This window comes from Gammaproteobacteria bacterium (assembly GCA_029884425.1).
GTDB lineage: Bacteria > Pseudomonadota > Gammaproteobacteria > S012-40 > S012-40 > JAOUHV01.
This window is the reverse complement of record JAOUHV010000016.1, coordinates 15,111-34,113: the sequence shown is the minus strand read 5'-3', so window position 1 is coordinate 34,113 and position 19,003 is coordinate 15,111. Positions and strand designations below refer to the sequence as shown.

Annotated in this window: 17 protein-coding genes and 2 pseudogenes; 1 reads left to right on the top strand and 18 read right to left on the bottom strand. The window is 52.1% G+C overall.

What is annotated here, in order from left to right:
* Positions 1-13 precede the first annotated feature (13 nt).
* On the top strand, positions 14-2,815 hold the full coding sequence (gene ppc / locus OEW58_06400; protein MDH5300976.1) for a phosphoenolpyruvate carboxylase: 2,802 nt from the start codon (positions 14-16) through the stop codon (positions 2,813-2,815).
* A 71-nt stretch (positions 2,816-2,886) separates the two neighbouring features.
* On the opposite strand, the gene OEW58_06395 is transcribed toward ppc, so the two are convergent.
* The 18 genes and pseudogenes from OEW58_06395 to ispH form a co-directional block, all read right to left on the bottom strand.
* Positions 2,887-3,300: a hypothetical protein gene (locus tag OEW58_06395; protein ID MDH5300975.1), complete on the bottom strand. Its 414-nt coding sequence runs from the start codon at positions 3,298-3,300 to the stop codon at positions 2,887-2,889.
* 165 nt (positions 3,301-3,465) lie between these two features.
* A complete protein-coding gene (locus OEW58_06390) occupies positions 3,466-3,861 on the bottom strand; it encodes an aspartate 1-decarboxylase (GenBank protein MDH5300974.1) in 396 nt (131 codons plus the stop codon).
* Positions 3,862-3,933: 72 nt separating this feature from the next.
* Entirely contained in the window at positions 3,934-4,785 is an 852-nt protein-coding gene (gene panC / locus OEW58_06385; GenBank protein MDH5300973.1) for a pantoate--beta-alanine ligase, read from the bottom strand.
* 3 nt (positions 4,786-4,788) lie between these two features.
* Positions 4,789-5,586, bottom strand: coding sequence for a 3-methyl-2-oxobutanoate hydroxymethyltransferase (gene panB, locus OEW58_06380; protein ID MDH5300972.1), 798 nt, complete (start codon positions 5,584-5,586; stop codon positions 4,789-4,791).
* Positions 5,579-6,073: a 2-amino-4-hydroxy-6-hydroxymethyldihydropteridine diphosphokinase gene (folK, locus tag OEW58_06375; GenBank protein MDH5300971.1), complete on the bottom strand. Its 495-nt coding sequence runs from the start codon at positions 6,071-6,073 to the stop codon at positions 5,579-5,581. The genes panB and folK overlap by 8 nt, the downstream gene beginning before the upstream one ends.
* The gene (gene pcnB, locus OEW58_06370) at positions 6,063-7,397 is read right to left on the bottom strand and encodes a polynucleotide adenylyltransferase PcnB (GenBank protein MDH5300970.1); all 1,335 of its coding nucleotides are present in this window, start codon (positions 7,395-7,397) and stop codon (positions 6,063-6,065) included. The genes folK and pcnB overlap by 11 nt, the downstream gene beginning before the upstream one ends.
* A 73-nt stretch (positions 7,398-7,470) precedes the next feature.
* Positions 7,471-7,812 carry an Hpt domain-containing protein gene (locus OEW58_06365; GenBank protein ID MDH5300969.1) on the bottom strand — a complete coding sequence of 114 codons (342 nt, stop codon included), beginning with the start codon at positions 7,810-7,812 and terminating at the stop codon, positions 7,471-7,473.
* Between the two features lie 29 nt (positions 7,813-7,841).
* Positions 7,842-8,936 carry a chemotaxis response regulator protein-glutamate methylesterase gene (locus tag OEW58_06360; GenBank protein ID MDH5300968.1) on the bottom strand — a complete coding sequence of 365 codons (1,095 nt, stop codon included), beginning with the start codon at positions 8,934-8,936 and terminating at the stop codon, positions 7,842-7,844.
* Between the two features lie 2 nt (positions 8,937-8,938).
* A complete protein-coding gene (cheD, locus tag OEW58_06355; protein ID MDH5300967.1) occupies positions 8,939-9,565 on the bottom strand; it encodes a chemoreceptor glutamine deamidase CheD in 627 nt (208 codons plus the stop codon).
* Positions 9,566-9,567: 2 nt separating this feature from the next.
* On the bottom strand, positions 9,568-10,410 hold the full coding sequence (locus OEW58_06350) for a protein-glutamate O-methyltransferase CheR (protein ID MDH5300966.1): 843 nt from the start codon (positions 10,408-10,410) through the stop codon (positions 9,568-9,570).
* A 213-nt stretch (positions 10,411-10,623) separates the two neighbouring features.
* A pseudogene (locus OEW58_06345) lies at positions 10,624-11,397 on the bottom strand (methyl-accepting chemotaxis protein).
* A 3-nt stretch (positions 11,398-11,400) separates the two neighbouring features.
* Positions 11,401-13,239: pseudogene (locus tag OEW58_06340) on the bottom strand (PAS domain-containing protein).
* 260 nt (positions 13,240-13,499) lie between these two features.
* On the bottom strand, positions 13,500-14,288 hold the full coding sequence (locus tag OEW58_06335; protein ID MDH5300965.1) for a ParA family protein: 789 nt from the start codon (positions 14,286-14,288) through the stop codon (positions 13,500-13,502).
* A gap of 25 nt (positions 14,289-14,313) precedes the next feature.
* Positions 14,314-14,799: a chemotaxis protein CheW gene (locus tag OEW58_06330; protein MDH5300964.1), complete on the bottom strand. Its 486-nt coding sequence runs from the start codon at positions 14,797-14,799 to the stop codon at positions 14,314-14,316.
* A gap of 15 nt (positions 14,800-14,814) precedes the next feature.
* Positions 14,815-17,016, bottom strand: a complete 2,202-nt coding sequence (locus OEW58_06325; protein MDH5300963.1) for a chemotaxis protein CheA — start codon at positions 17,014-17,016, stop codon at positions 14,815-14,817.
* A gap of 6 nt (positions 17,017-17,022) precedes the next feature.
* A complete protein-coding gene (locus OEW58_06320) occupies positions 17,023-17,385 on the bottom strand; it encodes a response regulator (protein ID MDH5300962.1) in 363 nt (120 codons plus the stop codon).
* A gap of 70 nt (positions 17,386-17,455) precedes the next feature.
* Complete coding sequence (locus OEW58_06315; GenBank protein MDH5300961.1) at positions 17,456-17,773, bottom strand: STAS domain-containing protein; 318 nt, start codon at positions 17,771-17,773, stop codon at positions 17,456-17,458.
* 220 nt (positions 17,774-17,993) lie between these two features.
* Positions 17,994-18,953: a 4-hydroxy-3-methylbut-2-enyl diphosphate reductase gene (gene ispH, locus OEW58_06310; GenBank protein MDH5300960.1), complete on the bottom strand. Its 960-nt coding sequence runs from the start codon at positions 18,951-18,953 to the stop codon at positions 17,994-17,996.
* Positions 18,954-19,003 lie beyond the last annotated feature (50 nt).

Sequence of the window (19,003 nt, the reverse complement as noted above, 5' to 3'; positions counted from 1 at the left end):
AGAAGTGTTTTCAATGAAACAAGCAGGTGACAAAGTTTTACGCAACCGGGTAAAACTGCTGGGTACACTTTTGGGCAATGTCCTGAAAACGCAGGCAGGCGATGGCGTGTTTTCCGCTGTAGAAGCGCTACGCACGGGTTATATCACCCTTCGCAAACAATACAATGCCACCACTCACCGCCGCCTTGCGCGCATTATCGACAATCTGGATCCGGAAACCCTGACTCACGTTATTCGTGCGTTCAGCATTTATTTCAGCCTGGTGAATATCGCCGAGGAAGATTTCCAGCAGCAACAGCGTCGTGCCGGCCTGCGCCGCGGCCAGTCCTACCCTGGCTCATTTGACAGCATTGTTAAATCCTTTACAAAACAAGGCATAAGCGCCGACCAAGCACAAAAGCTGCTGTCGTCCCTGGCCTATGTTCCGGTCATTACTGCGCACCCCACCGAATCCAAACGCCGCAGCATCATGGAAAACCTGCGCCGTATTTACAACATCAACACCGAGCTCGACGACAGCCGCCTGACCAAGGACGAGCACGCCGAACTGGTGAACAAACTCGAAAGCCAGATCCGGGTGTTGTGGCACACCGACGAAGTGCGCAGCCAGCGCCCCATCGTGTCCGACGAAATCCGCCTGGGTTTATACTACGCTCGCGAAACCCTGTTCGAAGCCATTCCCCAGGTCTATCGCCAACTGGATAAATCGCTGATCAAGCATTACGGTTACGATGCCAAAGGTCGGCAACGGGTAACCACTCCCAGCTTTATTCATTTCGGCTCCTGGATTGGCGGCGACCGCGACGGCAACCCCAACGTCAAACCCGAAGTTACCGAACTAGCTCTATACCTGCAGGCGCAAACCGTATTGATCGAGTACGTCACCCGCCTGCGCAAGCTGGCGAAATACCTGACGCACTCGGCCCAGCTGTGTCCGTCCAGCAGCGCCATCACCGGCCTCATGGCGCAATATGAGCACTACAGCGACCGCGCTTTTGGCGATAAGCCGCAGCAATTTACCCACGAGCCCTATCGTCGCCTGCTGCGCATTGTTCGCACCCGCCTGGAAGACAACCTGGTCGCGATCAAGAGCAAACTGCAGGACAAGCCCGTCAAGGACAACAACATCGCCTATAAAAACGAGCAGGAATTCCTTGATGACCTGTACGTCATTCGCGACTCGTTGATCGAACTGGGCGACCATTTCTCGGCCAACGGCGAGTTGCTCGACCTGATCCGTCTGGTGGAAAGCTTTGGTTTTTATCTGTACAAGCTGGACATTCGCCAGGAATCCACCCGCCATACTCTGGCAGTTGCGCAGATTCTTGCCGACTACTACGGCAAAGCCGATTATCTGGAAAAGTCCGAGGAAAGCCGGCTGGCCCTGCTCGCCGAGCTGATCCAGAGCCCGGACGCGCCCGAAGTCAATGTTGCCGCGCTCAGTGAAGAAAACCGCGACGTGGTTGAAGTGTTCTCGGTCATGCGTCGCCTGCGCAATACCCTCAGCCCCAACACCTTCGGCGAATACGTCATCTCGATGACGCACGAAGCCTCGCACGTGATGGAAGTCATGTTCCTGGCACGCTTGGCGGGGCTGGCCGGTTTCAAAGACGACCAATGGCACTGCCATGTGCGCGTCAGCCCGCTGTTCGAGACAGTGGAAGACTTGGCCCACATTCAGCCGGTCATGACCCGTCTGTTCGACAACGCCTGCTATTCTCACCTGCTCAAGGCCTCCGGCAATTTGCAGGAAGTCATGCTGGGCTATTCCGATTCGTGCAAAGATGGCGGCATTCTGGCTTCCGTGTGGAATCTGTACAAGGCGCAAAAACAAATCACTGCCCTGGCCAAGAGCAAAGGTCTGGACATTCGTCTGTTCCATGGCCGTGGCGGCACCGTCGGTCGCGGTGGTGGCCCCACTCACGAAGCGATTCTGTCGCAACCCGCCGGCACTGTTCATGGCCAGATCAAATTCACCGAACAAGGCGAAGTGCTGTCCTTCAAATACAGCAACATCGAAACGGCGGTGTACGAACTTACCATGGGTGCCAGTGGCCTGATGAAAGCCAGCCGCTGCCTGATCGAAAAAACGGAAGATGATCGTGAAGACTTCCTGCAGATCATGAGCGAACTGGCCGCAGAAGGCGAGCATCAGTATCGCCACCTCACCGAGAACGTGCCGGCCTTCCTGGATTATTTCTACGAAGCCACGCCCGTCAGCGAAATCGGCCTGATGAACATCGGCTCACGCCCATCCCATCGCAAAAAAGGCGACCGCACCAAAGGTTCAGTCCGTGCGATTTCGTGGGTATTTGGCTGGGCACAGGCGCGTCACACCTTGCCTGCCTGGTATGGTATTGGCGCTGCCCTGGAAAAATGGCGTGACAGTAACCCCCAGCATTTGGCCACCTTGCAGTCCATGAACAAGCACTGGCCATTCTTCCGCGCGCTGATGAGCAATACCGAAATGGCGCTGACCAAGGCCGACATGGACATCGCCGAGGAATACCAGAGCCTGTGTGTGGATCAGGAAGCCACGCGCGAGGTGTACGAAATGATCCGCAAGGAATTCAAGCGCACACTGAAGCAGACCTTGAACGCCGGCGACCATTCGCGCCTGCTGGAAGAAAATCCCAGTCTGGCGCTGTCACTGTCACGCCGCAATCCTTACCTGGACCCGCTCAACCACATCCAGGTGATTTTGCTCAAGCGCTACCGTGCGCTGGCAGACAATGACCCGGCCAAGCAAGCCTGGCTGGTGCCGCTGCTTCGTAGCATCAACGCCGTGGCCACCGGCATTCGCAACACAGGCTAGCCATCCAGGCACTGCCCAACAAAAAAGCCCGCAATTTGCGGGCTTTTTTATTCATCACGTGGCGAACAATATCACTCGTCGCCAATCACCGCCGAGGCAAATCCCTGCAAGGTCTGCTTGATGTGCGCGGTTTCGTTGCCGCACTCAATCACGCCAAAATCGTTGACGATGGTCCGAGGCTCTTCATAGGCCAGCCAGACATTGCCGTTCATGTCTTCGTAAATACGCATTTGCAGTGGCTTGTCTTTGCGCAGCCCCTTGGCACAAGCGCCGATCGCACTGCCGTACAAAGGATTGGTAAATTCGATTTCCATCCCGTTTGGCGTTTCGCGCTCGGCCACCTCGGGCAATTGTGCCCGCTGCAACACCGCTACCGCCCGTTCAGCGGTTGCCTTCACATCGTGCTTGCTCAGCATCCGGGTTTCCGCCGCCCAGGTCGACGCAGAAAATACAGTTAACAAACAAAGCGTTATTATTTTACTCATGCTTCCATCCCCTTTTTTGCGCACCGGCATTTGCCGCCACACGGCAAGTTTGCTCGTACACGCATCCTGCAAAGTTAGCGCCGGCAAATTAAATTTGTCTTATTGGAGTACTCGGGAATAGGAAAAGGCAGGCAGAAAAAAGCCCGCGCCAGGCGGGCTTGAGAATTAGTTGTTGGCCACTTCAGCCAGCTGCATCGGGATAAAATTGCGCTGACCGGTGATTTCATTGCGTTCGTTCAGATACACCATGCTGGGTTCAAAACGGTCGGCTTCGGCTTTGTCCATTCCGGCATAGGCGCAAATGATAATGCGATCACCTGGATTGGCCAGATGCGCCGCCGCGCCGTTAACCGAAATGATTTTGGAACCCGCCTCAGCACGAATAGCGTAGGTAACAAAGCGATGACCATTGGCCACATTGTAAATATGGATTTGTTCGTACTCACGAATGCCGGCAGCATCCAGCAAATCCGCGTCGATGGCACAGGAGCCCTCATATTCCAGCTCCGAATGAGTCACGCAGGCACGGTGAAGCTTGGCTTTGAGTAAGGTTAAATACATCTATCTCTATTCCTGTTTCCGAGTCTTAGACTCTACTATCGAGGTTAGGCGCGCAATTATGCCTTTTCGAGCCTATTTTCGCAAATCCACCCGTAGGTTATCAATCAAGCGGGTCCGTCCCAGGCGCACCGCCACCAGTATAACGGCCTCATCAGCGAGCTGCTTCAGTGGCTGCAATTTAACCACGTCACAAATACTAAAATATTCCACCGCAAACCCGGCCTGCTCCAGTGCCTGACGCGCCTCGTGCTCAATCGTTAGACACATTCTACCCTGCTGTAGTTCGCGACCTGCCCACCCCAACGTGGCATAAATCTGCGCGGCCTGCTGGCGCTGTTCATCGCTCAGATAGCCATTGCGCGAGCTCATCGCCAGACCACTAGCCTCACGGGTTGTGGGATGACCAATGATTCGGGTAGGGATATATAGATCCGCCACCAGCCGGCGGATCACCGCCAATTGCTGAAAATCCTTTTCACCAAACACTGCCACATCGGCCTGAACCAGGTTTAGCAGCTTGGTCACCACCGTTGCCACGCCATCGAAATGGCCCGGACGATGGGCACCGCAAAGTTGCTCAGTCAGGGTGGGCACAGTGACTCGACAGGAAGCCTCGCGGCCAAACGGGTAAAGTTGATCCTCGGTTGGCGCAAACAATAACTGCACCCCTTGGGCCTGCAGCTTTTGCTGGTCCGCTGCCAGGGTGCGCGGATAACTGTCCAGATCTTCGTTGGCGCCAAATTGCAGCGGGTTGACAAAAATACTGACCACCACCCGATCCGCCAGCTCTGCACCGTGCCGGCACAAATCCAGATGGCCTTGGTGCAAATTCCCCATGGTCGGCACAAATGCCACCGTCAGACCCTGACGGCGCCAATCGGCAATCTCGGCGCGCAATGCTTCTACCGTTGAGACTGTTTTCATCGGTTAGAAGCCGTGCTCAGGCGCAGGAAACTGACTGGAGCGAACTTCGGCCACGTAAGCGGCAATCGCCGCACCGATGCTGTCGCGGCCCTGCATGAAATTTTTGGAAAACTTGGGACGCTTGCCCAGCGTCACGCCCAGCATGTCGTACAACACCAGCACCTGGCCGTCAGTATCAACACCGGCACCAATACCGATGGTAGGAATAGTCAGCGCCGATGAAATCCGCTCGGCCAAGCGCGCCGGCAGGCACTCCAGCACCAGCAAATCGGCCCCGGCCGCCTGCAGTTCCAGCGCCTGTTTGAGGATCAGTTTGCCCTCATCTTCCTCGCGCCCCTGTACCTTGTAGCCACCCAGCTTGTAAACAGACTGCGGCAACAGCCCCAGATGGCCGCACACCGGAATGCCGTACGAACTCAGCGCACGCACGCTGTCGAGAATCTGTGGATGCGCACCTTCCAGCTTCACCATGTGCGCACCGCCTTCTTTCATCAGGCGACCGGCATTATGCAGCGTCTGCTGCACGTCGCTAAAACTCATGAACGGCATGTCGGCGATCACCATCGTCTGCGCCGAACCGCGCCGAACTGCGGCGGTGTGATAAATCATTTCGTCCAGCGTCACAGGCACGGTGCTTTCCTTACCCTGCACCACCATTCCCAGAGAATCGCCTACCAGCAAAATATCAACGCCATTTTCCACCGCTTGCGCCGCGAACGACGCATCGTAGGCGGTCAAACAAACTATTTTCTTGCCTTCCTGCTTCATGTTCAGCAAGTCAGTCACACTGGGTTTAGGCATGTTCACCACTCGTCATTTTTTCCATTCCGCGCCAATCCAATCCCTGCGCTACCTCGGCAAGCTGCCGTCCGTCTGGCAACACCAATTGGGGAGCAATTTCCAACAGCGGGAAAACCACGAACTCCCGTTGCGTTAATCCGATATGTGGAATCGTCAACGACGCTGTCTGCCATTGGACATCAGCATACAGCAAAATATCCAAATCCAGCGTCCGCGCGCCCCAACGCTGCAAACGCTCTCGTCCCTGTTCGTCTTCGATGCGGTGCAGCAAGGCCAGTAATGCCGGGGGAGACAAGTCGGTGACCAACTCAGCCACCGCATTCACATAATCCGGCTGATCCATGTCCGCCAACGGGCGACTGCGATAAAACGACGAACAGGCCCGCAGCTGACACTCCGCCGAAGCATCCAGTCGCTGCAACGCCCACTGCAGGGTAGCCACTGCATCCCCCAGGTTGGCGCCGAGGCCGATGTAACTAGTCTTCATTTTGATTGATCGGACCAGCACTGCGACGGGCATTGCTGCGACGACGACGGCGCTTTTTGACCGGCGCATCTGCGCCCGCTGCCGCACCAGCGCCGGCACCATGATGGCGGAAATTCCGCACCATTTTTTCCTGATGTGCATCGCCGGCCTGAGCAAATTCCGTCCACCACTGCGCCAGTTCGGCCTCTACCTCACCGACCTGCGCGCGCAACAGCAAGAAATCATAGCCCGCACGGAAACGCGGATGTGACAGCAAACGCGCAGAACGCTTGGGGGCTCGTTTACCCAAGCGATCCTGCAAATGCCAAATTTCTTTGATCATCACATGAAAGCGGCGCGGAATCGAAACGCGTTGCGATTGACCACCCAGCACCGCATTGGCGGCTTCAGACATAGCCTGTGATTCGGTTTCGCCGCGCTCCATAAAATGCTCGCGCAAATGCTGCACCGGGTACCAGAGCAGTACGGCAAACACAAACGCCGGCGTCACGCTCTTGCCTTCCGCAATCCGCTGATCGCAATTGGCCAGCGCCGCGCCGATAAAATTACGGAAACGCTGCTGATGATCTACGCCGTCCTGCGCCTGCGGAAACAACTGGGCAAACAAATGGTATTTGTCCAACAGCTCGAACGTGCGCTGCGCATAGCCACTAAGAAACAGCTTGAGCACTTCTTCAAACAGGCGCGCAGGTGGCACATCCACCAGCAAATGCGCCAAACGCACCATCGGTTCTTCCGTGTGCTGTTCGATGCTAAACCCCAGCTTGGCGGCAAAACGCACCGCGCGCAGCATGCGCACCGGGTCTTCGTTGTAGCGCACCTCGGGATCACCAATCATGCGCAGACGGCGTGCCTGGATGTCCTCCATGCCGCCCACGTGGTCCACCAGGGAAAAGTCTGCGATGTTGTAGTACAGCGAATTGACGGTGAAATCACGACGCCAGGCATCTTCTTCCAGCGTGCCATAGACGTTGTCACGCACAATCATGCCGTTGACGATTTGACCGGCATCGCCCTGATCACCCTGGTGCTGGCCCCGAAAGGTGGCCACTTCGATGATTTCGTCACCAAAATGCACATGCGCCAGACGAAAACGACGGCCAATCAGGCGACAATTGCGAAACAGGCGGCGAACATCCTCAGGGGTGGCATCGGTCGCCACGTCGAAATCCTTGGGATTACCTTGCAGCAACAGGTCACGCACCCCACCACCGACCAGATACCCTTCATAACCGGCTTTTCTCAATCGATACAGCACCTTCAATGCAGCATCGCTAATCTGACTACGGGAAATATTGTGCTCGTTGCGGGGAATAATTTGCACGCGGATTGTGTTTCCTCTTTTGCCGGTGAAATAAAGGCAAATTTTAAAGGAAAACACCCATCAGGGGCCAGTACTACGGTGATTTTAATGCGTCAAGGAGGGGGGCAGTCTGTTCAAACGCCGCAATCAGTTGAATCACGGCCTCGTTGGGGGCGGTTAAGCTTCGCTGTCGACAGCCATCCACAATAGCCGTTGCCAACTGGCAGACCAGCGTAGCTCCGACATTGCCACTGCTGCCTTTGACCGCGTGAATCTCACGCTCAAGCCCGGCCAAGTCACCATTGGCGGCACACACCTGTGCCTTTTGCAGGCGCACAGGTGTATCGCCAAGAAACGCATCCACCACTTCGCCAAAACCACTGCCCAGCACATCCTTGAGCATCGCAATGGTATCTTGATTGATCACTTCACTCATAAAACACCCATTCGTCCCTGTACAGCAGTTTACCCTGATTTTTTGAAATAACGAATCAGTTCCGTTGACACAGCTCGCAACGGTTTAACCACTTCTGCCGCGCCCAATTTAACCGCCTCACCAGGCATACCCCAAACCACGCTGGTGTTTTCATCCTGCGCAATGGTGAATGAACCCGCGTCACGCATTTCTTTCAGACCACGTGCGCCATCGTCACCCATACCGGTCAAAATCACGCCCACGGCCTTGGCGCCCGCCGCCTGACACACCGAGCGGAACAGTACATCCACCGAGGGTTTGTGACGATTCACCCGAGGCCCATCGTTGAGCACACAGAAATAACGCTTGCCCTTGCGCTCCACCAACAAGTGATGACTGCCCGGCGCGACGTACGCGTGCCCCGGCAGAATTTCATCACCGTGCTGGGCTTCTTTTACCCTCAGTGCACAAGAACGATCCAGGCGCGCCGCAAACGGCCCGCTGAACGCTTCAGGAATATGCTGGGTAATCACAATACCCGGCAAATCCGGCGGCAGCAGTGTCAGCACATCGCGGACGGCCTCCGTACCCCCCGTCGACGCACCAATCGCAATCAGTTCACCCAAATCAATCGATCTGGGTGGAGGTGCAGTTTTAGCCAAAATAGCATCCGATTCCAATTTGGGCGGCACTGCCGTTCCCGCCGGTTTCGCCGTCCCGGCCTCATCCACCCGCACACGAACCTTGGCCTTCGCCGCCATTTTCACTTTCTCGATAATGGTGGCCGAATACTCCTGCATTTGGGACTTCAAATCCTCTTTGGGCTTGGCCATGAAATCCACCGCGCCAATTTCCAGTGCATCCAGCGTGATCTGGGCACCTTTTTCGGTCAACGAGGAAATCATCACCACCGGCATCGGATGCAAGCGCATTAAGTTACGCAAAAACGTGATGCCATCCATGCGCGGCATTTCCACGTCCAGCGTCAACACATCGGGCTTCAATTGCTTGATTTTATCCCGAGCAATAAAAGGATCCGAAGCAGTCCCAACCACTTCGATATCGGAATCGGATTGCAATACCTGCGTCAATACTTGCCGCACCAACGCAGAATCATCAACTATCAACACGCGTATTTTGCTCATAATCAAAACAACTCAACATCACCAGAAGTTCCGGTTTTCTCTATGCCATCGAGGTATTCGCGTTCGCGTGCGTATACCGTATCGTTGTGCAATGATCTCAACCGTTTAACCAATGCTTTCCCAGTCGATGGAAAAAAAACAACTTTTCGCGGAAAAATGTCACCAACATCCTCCGAAACCAACGACATACCCTCAGCCTGAATGTACGTTTTCACAAAGTTAATATTTTTCCGACCAACGTCGGTCATGGAGGCCAGGATCTTTCCTCCACCAAAAATTTTAACTTCCAAATTCTCGCGCCTACCCCCGTTTTTCAAAATATGGTTAATCAAATGTTCCATCGCAAAATTGCCATAACGCTCAGCCGCACTGGCAGCCCCCAACATTCCCTGATCATCCGTGGACGGCAACATAAAATGATTCATCCCGCCAATACCCAGTTTTCTATCCCGAATACATGCCGAAATACATGAGCCAAGCACGGTAGTGATTAATTCATCGTGCAAGGTCACATAATATTGACCAGGCAATATCTTAGCTCCATATATTCCTCTCGCCTTGTCCCAATAGCGATTAATGTGTTCGAATCCCTTCAAGGGTGGATACATGCTTGGCGGCACAATGGTCATGATTAATCCTTTTTGCGGTAAATGGTATTGCCCACCAGCTCAAAGCGAGTTGACACTTTAAAAAGAGATTCTGAATGCCCAAGAAAAACATGACCATGTGGAATCAAGATATCTGCGTAACGATCAAAAAGCTTTTTCTGTGTTTCCTTGTCAAAATAGATCACAACATTCCGGCAAAAGATAAAATCAAACGGGCCCCTCATTGGCCAATCCATCATCAGATTCAGCTTGCGAAACGTAATCATGTCTTTAATTTTTCTCGACATACAAACGCTACCGCTATTTGATCCTTTCCCCTTCATCAACCAGCGTCGACGATACTCATCAGGCACGCTTTCAACCCGATCAATGTCGTAAACTCCACGTTCTGCATGAGCCAAAACATTGGTATCCAAATCCGTCGCCAGAATCTTCACATCCCAGGTGTCGATTGACGGAATCGAAGACGCCAGTGTCATCGCTAGCGAATACGGCTCCTCACCGGTTGAACAACCCGCAGACCATATGCGAATTTTACGCGTCGCCATATTGGCCTTCATGACTTCAGGAATAACTGTTTTTCGTACGTATTCAAAATGATGATTCTCACGAAAAAACGATGTGAGGTTCGTCGTCATTGCATTTATAAAGTCGCCGACCTCAGGTGAACCTGGCTGTTTGACCAGATCCATATAATCCGCAAAACTCTTAATGTTTAAATGACGAAGCCGCCTCGAAAGGCGGCCGTATACCATGTTGCGCTTTGCATCACTCAGAGAAATACCGGTGTGTTGCTTGACAAAGACCCGAATTTCTTCGAAGTCTTTGTCATCAAACACGAAATCCCTCTCCTGAACGTCGCTCATATCATTTCCTGTCAATTAAAACTCTTCCCACTCTTCATCACCACCGGCCGAGGCTGGCGGTGCGCGACGTGTCGCAGGCTTCGCTGCTGCAGCCGCAGGTCTGGCTGCTGGACGAGCTGATGCGGGCGCTGCTGCCTTGGTCGCAGGTCTTGCTGCTGCTACGGGCTTGCTTGCCGCACGAGGTGCCACTGGCGCCATACTAATCTCGCCATCCTCGTCTATCTTGAAGAAGGACATCATGTCGGTCAGTGATCTGGCTTGCTCATCCATGGATTCGCTCGCCGCTGCAGCTTCTTCAACCAACGCCGCGTTCTGCTGGGTAACTTCGTCCATTTGAGTTACGGCTTTATTGACCTGTTCAATACCGGCAGACTGTTCCTGGCTGGCAGACGCAATTTCGGCAATAATGTCACTGACGCGTTTAACCGCAGACACGATTTCCTGTAGCGTTGCCCCGGACTGATCCACCAGTTTGGTTCCATCCTCTACTTTTTCCACGCTGTCCTGAATCAGTGTCTTGATTTCTTTGGCAGCCGCAGCGCTTCGTTGTGCCAGATTACGAACTTCGCCCGCTACAACCGCAAAACCACGACCTTGCTCACCGGCACGCGCAGCTTCTACCGCAGCGTTCAAAGCCAGCAAGTTGGTTTGGAAAGCGATCTCGTCGATTACACCGATAATGTCAGCAATCTTCTTGCTACTGGTATTGATCTCACTCATTGCAGTCACAGCACGCTGCACGACATCGCCACCTTTCTGCGCCTGCTCACTCGCACCGGACGCCAACTGATTGGCTTGGCGAGCATTGTCAGCATTCTGCCGTACGGTGGCTGTCAACTCTTCCATACTTGAAGCAGTTTCTTCCAGCGACGATGCCTGTTCTTCGGTACGCTGACTCAAATCCGCGTTACCCTGAGCAATCTCAGATGATGCGGTTGAAATATTGACCGTTGAACTCTTGATCTGACCAACCATGCGACGCAGATTATCGACAGTCAGATTGATTGCATCGCGTAACACGGCAAATTCACCTTCAAACTCACCGGTCATGTTTTCACGCAGATCACCCTCAGACATCGCTTTAACAACTCGGGTTCCTTCGCGAATCGGCTTGACCACCGCATCAATCAACTGGTTAACACCTTCACCCAGGTTACGGATAAACCCGCTGTAATTATCCGAGTTAATACGTTGATCCAGATTACCGGCAGATGCAGCTTCGATCAGACGTTCAATCTGACGCTCGGCATCTTTCTGCTCGGTGATATCTTTCCATTCCACCATGTTCCCCATGTACTCACCATTGGGGCCGGTGATCATGGTTGCATTGACTTCAAACTCAAGATCGCCCACGGTAATTTCTGCTTTGGCAGGCAAACGCGATCTGTCTGCCAATAGACTGCGCTGATGCGCTGGATTTCTGTGGAACTGGTCAATGTTCTGACCGATCAAATTACGTGTATCTAGCGATGGCCAGACCTTACGCAATTCTGTTTCACGTTTGGACAGCATTTTTACCACTGAGGGATTAACATAGGTTATTCTCAGATCGGCATCACAAATCATCAGATTGGATGCAGCGCCATCAACAGCAGATTGCAAGCGCGCAACTTCGCGTTTTTGCTTATTGGAATCGGTTAAGTCTTTCCATTCCACCATGTTGCCCATGTACTCACCGTTTGGCCCGGCAATAAAGGTGGCGTTGACTTCAAATTCCAAATCACCCACCTTGATTTCAGCTCTGGCAGGCAAACGATTTTTATCGGACAACAATGAGCGCTGATGCGCGGGATTTTTGTGGAACTGGTCAATATTTTGGCCAATCAGATTATCCACATTCAAACTTGGCCATACTTTGCGCAACTCGGTTTGACGTGCGCGTAACATCGCCACTACCGCAGGATTGGCGTAGGTGATATTCAGATTGGAATCACACATCATCAGGTTTGTAGTAGCACTGTCTACCGCAGACTGCAAACGCGCGACTTCAACTTCTTTTTGACGCACAGAGGTAACATCAGACCACTCCAGCGTGTTTCCAATGTAATTTCCACTATTATCCATGATGGCTGTGACGTTGAGACGGAACTTCAGCGGTCCAATTTCAATATCTGTCGAGTAAGGCAATGACGCTGGATTAGAAAGCAACTGACGCTGGCGACGGGGATTTTTGTGGAAAACATCAATGTTTTTCCCCATCAAATTCTCGGCACTAAATCCTGGAAAGGCTTTACGCAATATATCCTCATGCGGCTTCAACAACTCAACCGTGGATTGATTCACATAAGTGATATTGAAGTCACGATCCACCATCATGATCGCCGTCATGGCACCATTGACCGCCGACTTCATTCTCACCAGTTCATCGTGCATATCATTACTCAATTCACTTTCCATCGATTTTCTGTTAGCCACCATACTCTTGTCCTCTTGCTCCTCATACGCATCTAGCATCGCTTGTGCGACGACGGTCAGCGCTTGCTTCCAGGCTGACGCCACTTCATTTGTCCAAAGTGACCCTGCCAAATCAGCCATCACATCAAGTAGGGTCTCAGCTACTGCTTGATAATGCCCGGCAACTGCACCATAGTTCTGGTGCCGCCGACCAAGTTCTGCCAACGTTTTCTTTAGTGCCGCCGGCTTATCCAATGACGCAATAACTGTCTGCAGCGCAGCCAGTAATTTACGCTCCTGGTCTTTGACGTCCCCCGTAAACATTGGACGAACCTGGGGAAAACGCTCAAATAATTCCGCATAAAACCGCCTTGTCAATTCCTCCCCCTGAGGGGCCAGTGCTGCAAAGCTACTGCGCAAAATATCAATATTCATACTGTTACCTTTTCCTTTACCGGATGCAGATTTTTTTGGCTTGCTTGCCGGCTCTGCATCGTCGCCCGCCATCCACGCCAACGGGTCATAGCCAATTGCCGAGTTTGATTTTTTTGTCATATCCAGTTATCCTCCCGCCCTAGCCAAACCAGGCCATATCTGCAAAAACTCGCTGCAATATTTCCATTGATCGTTTCTTTTTCGATCCCTTTATGCGAGCATCCAGCAACAGCTCTTTGTTTGTCGGCGCTGCAGTCACTTCATGCCGTTTCGTGTTCGACTTTGTGATCATGCATCACCTGCTCATCAATGATATTTCTTGCCAGAGACAAATAATCCTCTGCCCCGTGACTTGATTTTCGATAATCGAATATTGTTTTTCCAAACCCTGGGCTTTCCGCCAACGAAACACTTTCACGAATGACAGTTTTCAATACTTGACCAGGGAAATACTCCAATAATTTTTCAAGAACATTGCGAGCCAATCGACGGCGCTGCTGGAAGCGCGTCACCACCAGCCATTTGCGCGTATTCCGATTCAAGCGCTCTTCAATGTTATTTATAATACTGACCAGTCGAGACAAACCATGCAGCGCTAGATAATCACTGGATACCGGAATCAGCAATTCCTCAGCGGCCAACAAACAATTCATTCCCAACAGCCCGGTCGAAGGTGGACAGTCTATAATAATAAAATCCCAGGATTGTTCACTGGCCATAATCGCACGACCAAGACGATATCCGCGTGAAGCTCCACCGGCACTGACGAACTCCAATTCTCCAAGACGATCGCCAGCAGGCACCAAACTCAATCCGTCGCGAACATTCATGCACACATCATCGAGTTTTTCATCATCCAGCATGACTGCATCCATGCCGCTCATACCCAGACCATGCATACCAAAGCTGGCACTCAAATGTGCTTGAGGATCAATATCCAGCAGCAGTACACGTTTGCCAAGCTTTGCCAAACCATGAGCAAGATTCAACGAGGTGGTTGTCTTACCAACCCCGCCCTTTTGATTCATAACTGCGATCACTCTGCTCATGTTTTTCGCCCCAACACCAACGCGTTTAGCCTGTGCAATTCATCAAGCGATCAATATCCAGGATAATGACCATTTTCTCATCCACTGAAGTCAACCCTTTCACATAATCAATACTGACCATCGATCCAAAGTCAGGTGGATCCTTCATGTCTTCGGCTGAAATGTTGTACACATCGGAAACAGCATCAACCACTATTCCCATAATTCGCTCACCAGCATCCGTGATTACACGAAGCACGATAACAACCGTAGTTGGACCATATTCCTGACTGCCAATACCAAAGCGAGAGCGCAGTTCGATAATGGGAACGATAGAACCGCGCAAATTTATTACACCCTTGATGTATGATGGTGTATTCGGAATAGGTGTCACATGATCCCAACCACGAATTTCCTGAACCCGCAAAATATCTACGCCGTATTCTTCATTGGCCATAATGAAGGTTAGATATTGCTCCCCATTGGAGTCACCTTGCAGTTCTAACTCTATATCCTGTGATACCGCATTCATTGATGCTCTCCCACGTTACGCCACAGCCTGTTGCGCGTCTTGATTATTGGCATTGCCACCATCGGCACGACGCTTACTGACATTTTTATCCTTGGAAAGACTGATCAGTCCTCCCACATCCAGAATCAGCGCAACCGTTCCATCACCCAGAATGGTTGCCCCGGAGATGCCATCAACACGCCTAAAATTGGTTTCCAAACTCTTAATAACCACCTGTTGTTGCCCCAACAGATCATCAACAAACACGCCAACTCGTTGACCATCACCTTCAACAACAACTAACAAGCCTTTGGATAAATCCGTGTGCTCAGATTTCCGCCCAAACACTTCGTACAATCTCACCACCGGGATATATTCATCACGCAATTTGTACAATTCTGATTTGGCAGCAATTGCATTCACCCGATCTCGACTAACTTGCAGAGATTCGATAATCGACACTAGTGGAATAATGTAGGTATCGTTACCAACACGAACCAACTGCCCGTCCAGAATAGCCAACGTCAATGGCAAGCGAATCGTGAATTTGCTTCCTTCACCATCTTTGGAATGGATTTCGATGCTTCCGCCCAGTTCACGAATATTGCGTCGGACCACATCCATGCCCACGCCGCGCCCTGAGACATCACTGACTTCGGCGGCAGTTGAAAATCCTGGTTCAAAAATCAGCTCATGAATTCGTTCATCGCTCAATTCATCGGTTTCAGCGATCACTCCACGCTCAATTGCTTTCTGTTTGATTCGTTGCCGATTTAAACCCGCACCATCATCGGTAATTTCGATCACGATATTACCGCCCTGATGATAGGCATCGAGGTGCACAGTACCGACCGGATCTTTACCAGCCGCCTTGCGTACGTCAGGCCGCTCAATACCGTGATCCATGGAATTGCGCACTAGGTGCACCATCGGATCACCGATTTTCTCCATGACGGTTTTATCCAATTCAGTTTGCTCACCGGATAATTTAAGTTCGACTTCCTTGCCCAGTTTTTGCGCAAGATCACGCACCATGCGGGGAAAACGCTGGAAAACAAAGCTGATCGGCAGCATCCGGATACGCATCACGCTTTCCTGCAGCTCCCGCGTATTTCTTTCTAATTGGGCCAGGCCATCGCGTAATTTTTCTGTGTCTTTGATTTGATCATTATCCGCATCACCCCACTGACTCAACATCGACTGAGTGATAACCAGCTCACCCACCATATTGATCAATGCATCAATTTTATCGGTGCTAACGCGAATGGAGCCGGTATCGCCGGAGGCAGCAGCTACTTTGCGCTTTTCAGCAACTTTGGCTGCAGCACTGTCTACTGCGGCAGCCACAGCTGGTGCTACAACCGGTGCCGAGGGTGAAACCACAGGCGCGGGGGGTGCCGATGCAACCGGCGCTGGAGCAACCGTATTCGGCGCTTCTTCTGACACAACCTCAGCTACCGATGCAACTTCAGCTACAGGTGTCATCGGTGCGGATTTTTCTTCCGAGCCAATAACAGTCAAACCAATGTCACAATCATCATCAACCCATTCGAACACTTCATTGATCTGCGAGCGATCAACATCGCCCATCAGGGTCAAATTCCAGCTTAGATAGGAATTTTCCGGATCAATTTCTGCCAGCGGAGGCAAACCGCTGTCATCCAGTTCAACAGTCAATTCACCAAGCACGGAAATTTCGCGAAACAAGCGAACCGGATCATTACCGGTACGCATCATGTGTTCATGGGGATGACATTTGATATGCCAGCCCTCTATCATAGATGGCGCTTCTGCTGCTTCGGGTGCCGCAACCAACGCACTTGCCGGCGTAGTATTCGCCGCTTCATGACCGCCATGCAGCATGGCTTCGAGTTGAGATTTTATGCCTTTGACGTTGGCAACGTCATACTCAGTTCCATCACGCGTCGCTGCCAACATATCGCGTAGTGCATCACCTGATTTTAAAAGCAGGTCAATCATGGGCTGCGTTACCATACGCTCGCCGCCGCGCACCTGATCAAGCAGCGTTTCCATCACGTGAGTGAATGAAGACACCGCATCAAATCCAAACGTTGCAGCTCCACCCTTGATGGAATGTGCCGCACGGAATATGGTGTTGACGGTTTCAAGATCGGCTTCGCCGTCCTGCAGCGTAAGCAAACTTGCTTCCATGTTATCCAGACCTTCGAAGCTCTCTTCGAAGAAGGTCTGGTAGAACTGTGACATATCCACCGTCATGGCCGATTACCCCAGCACTTTTTTTATCGTCGCCAATAATTGGTCTGGACTGAACGGCTTAACTATCCATCCGGTCGCACCTGCCGTTTTTCCTTCCATTTTTTTGTCCTGGCCGGATTCCGTGGTCAGCGTCAAGATCGGTACAAATTTGTATGCGGGCAACGCACGCAATTCTTTGATCAGGGTGATGCCATCCATGTTGGGCATATTGACGTCGGTTAGCACCAGATCAACTTTTCCATTTTTGGCCACGGCCAACGCCTGCACACCATCGCCTGCTTCGACCACTTCATGCCCAGCTCCTTTGAGGGTGAAAGCCACCATTTGTCTCATGGAAGCTGAGTCATCTACAGCAAGAATCTTTGCCATTCTCCATCTCCTAACACTTTGCTTTTAGACCTATCGGCAGTTGCATCCTGCAAATAAAACGCACACTTCTTCAGGATAAGTTCATCGACTTATCCATACCCAATAATCTGGCTGAAGTTACAAACGATGTTGATGCCGCCTTGAAACTAACGGGCAGTCCAATTTGGCCCGCCTCTTTCCAAAAGGCATATAACAGTTGCAGAATGGAGCCATCCACTCGCTCCACTTGTGATGCGTCAATTTCTACCAGCTGTCTTTCTGCTAATGCCTGCATTAGCAATTCGTAAAAATCTTTGGCTACGCTGATGTCCACGTTGGACTCGCAGGTGATGACCATTTTTTTAACTTGCTTTGACTCGACCTGTTCAGGCTCGTGTTGCTCGTCCATACGGACCTCCGCATTCGACCTTTGTCACATCTGTCGCCTTTTTCTTTGAATGAAAAAAGCGTGCCATGCAAAAAATCAAACCGCACAGTTTTGACTTCCCTAGGGCGCGTATCGACACAGCTATTTTTTTTCTTAAGGCTAAAACGAGAAAAAGCCGCAATTGCGGCTTTTCAAAGGACTGCCGGGCAAATCACCCGGCCAAATAGGTGTTCAGAAAGGATTATGCCTGCTGTGGTTTTAACTCTCTGGGTAAGGCAAAAACCACGTTTTCCTCGCGGCCTTTAAGCTCCTCCACGCCAACCACACCGGCAGATTTCAGCCGCTCAATGACCTGCTTGACCAACACCTCCGGCGCAGAAGCACCAGCAGTCACGCCCACCGTATCAGATGCCCCAAACCAGGCCAGATCAATCGCCTGAGAGTTATCAATCAGGTAGGCGCGTGCTCCGGCCCGCTCGGCCACTTCACGCAGGCGATTGGAGTTTGAGCTATTGGGCGAACCCACTACCAGAATCACCTGGCAACGCTGCGCAAGTTCTTTGACCGCTTCCTGTCGATTTTGCGTGGCATAACAAATGTCATCTTTTTTCGGCCCTTCGATGCTGGGAAAACGCGCGCGCAACGCGGCGATGACTTCGGCAGTATCATCCATCGACAAGGTCGTCTGACTGACATAGCACAAATTGTCCGGGTCATTGACCTGCAGGGTCGCTACATCCTCGGGAGTCTCTACCAGATAAATGGCCCCCTTGCGCAGATGCTCGTTGAACTGGCCCAGCGTCCCTTCCACTTCTGGATGTCCGGCATGACCGATCAGGATAATTTCCTTGTCCGACCGTTGGTGGCGAGCCACTTCCAGGTGCACTTTAGTCACCAGAGGACAGGTGGCATCAAACACTCTCAGCCCGCGGCGATCCGCCTCGGCACGCACCGCCTGCGACACACCATGGGCGCTGAAAATCACCGTTTGGTCGTCAGGCACTTCATCCAGTTCATCAACAAACACCGCGCCCTTGGCGCGCAATCCGTCGACTACAAATTTGTTATGCACCACCTCGTGACGCACATAAATGGGCGCACCGAACAGTTCCAAGGCACGTTCAACGATTTCAATGGCCCGATCAACCCCGGCACAGAATCCTCGGGGATTGGCTAACATCACTTGCATGGCTGCCTCTATCTTATTGATTGTTTGGACGTGTCTCGTCCAGTTTGCGCCTCAGCGCCCCA

Bases quoted from the DNA above. Each gene is read 5' to 3' on its own strand.
- ppc (MDH5300976.1), top strand. From the start codon at position 14: ATGAAACAAGCAGGTGACAAAGTTTTACGCAACCGGGTAAAACTGCTG.
- OEW58_06395 (MDH5300975.1), bottom strand. From the start codon at position 3,300: ATGAGTAAAATAATAACGCTTTGTTTGTTAACTGTATTTTCTGCGTCG.
- OEW58_06390 (MDH5300974.1), bottom strand. From the start codon at position 3,861: ATGTATTTAACCTTACTCAAAGCCAAGCTTCACCGTGCCTGCGTGACT.
- panC (MDH5300973.1), bottom strand. From the start codon at position 4,785: ATGAAAACAGTCTCAACGGTAGAAGCATTGCGCGCCGAGATTGCCGAT.
- panB (MDH5300972.1), bottom strand. From the start codon at position 5,586: ATGCCTAAACCCAGTGTGACTGACTTGCTGAACATGAAGCAGGAAGGC.
- folK (MDH5300971.1), bottom strand. From the start codon at position 6,073: ATGAAGACTAGTTACATCGGCCTCGGCGCCAACCTGGGGGATGCAGTG.
- OEW58_06365 (MDH5300969.1), bottom strand. From the start codon at position 7,812: ATGAGTGAAGTGATCAATCAAGATACCATTGCGATGCTCAAGGATGTG.
- OEW58_06360 (MDH5300968.1), bottom strand. From the start codon at position 8,936: ATGAGCAAAATACGCGTGTTGATAGTTGATGATTCTGCGTTGGTGCGG.
- cheD (MDH5300967.1), bottom strand. From the start codon at position 9,565: ATGACCATTGTGCCGCCAAGCATGTATCCACCCTTGAAGGGATTCGAA.
- OEW58_06350 (MDH5300966.1), bottom strand. From the start codon at position 10,410: ATGAGCGACGTTCAGGAGAGGGATTTCGTGTTTGATGACAAAGACTTC.
- OEW58_06335 (MDH5300965.1), bottom strand. From the start codon at position 14,288: ATGAGCAGAGTGATCGCAGTTATGAATCAAAAGGGCGGGGTTGGTAAG.
- OEW58_06330 (MDH5300964.1), bottom strand. From the start codon at position 14,799: ATGAATGCGGTATCACAGGATATAGAGTTAGAACTGCAAGGTGACTCC.
- OEW58_06325 (MDH5300963.1), bottom strand. From the start codon at position 17,016: ATGACGGTGGATATGTCACAGTTCTACCAGACCTTCTTCGAAGAGAGC.
- OEW58_06320 (MDH5300962.1), bottom strand. From the start codon at position 17,385: ATGGCAAAGATTCTTGCTGTAGATGACTCAGCTTCCATGAGACAAATG.
- OEW58_06315 (MDH5300961.1), bottom strand. From the start codon at position 17,773: ATGGACGAGCAACACGAGCCTGAACAGGTCGAGTCAAAGCAAGTTAAA.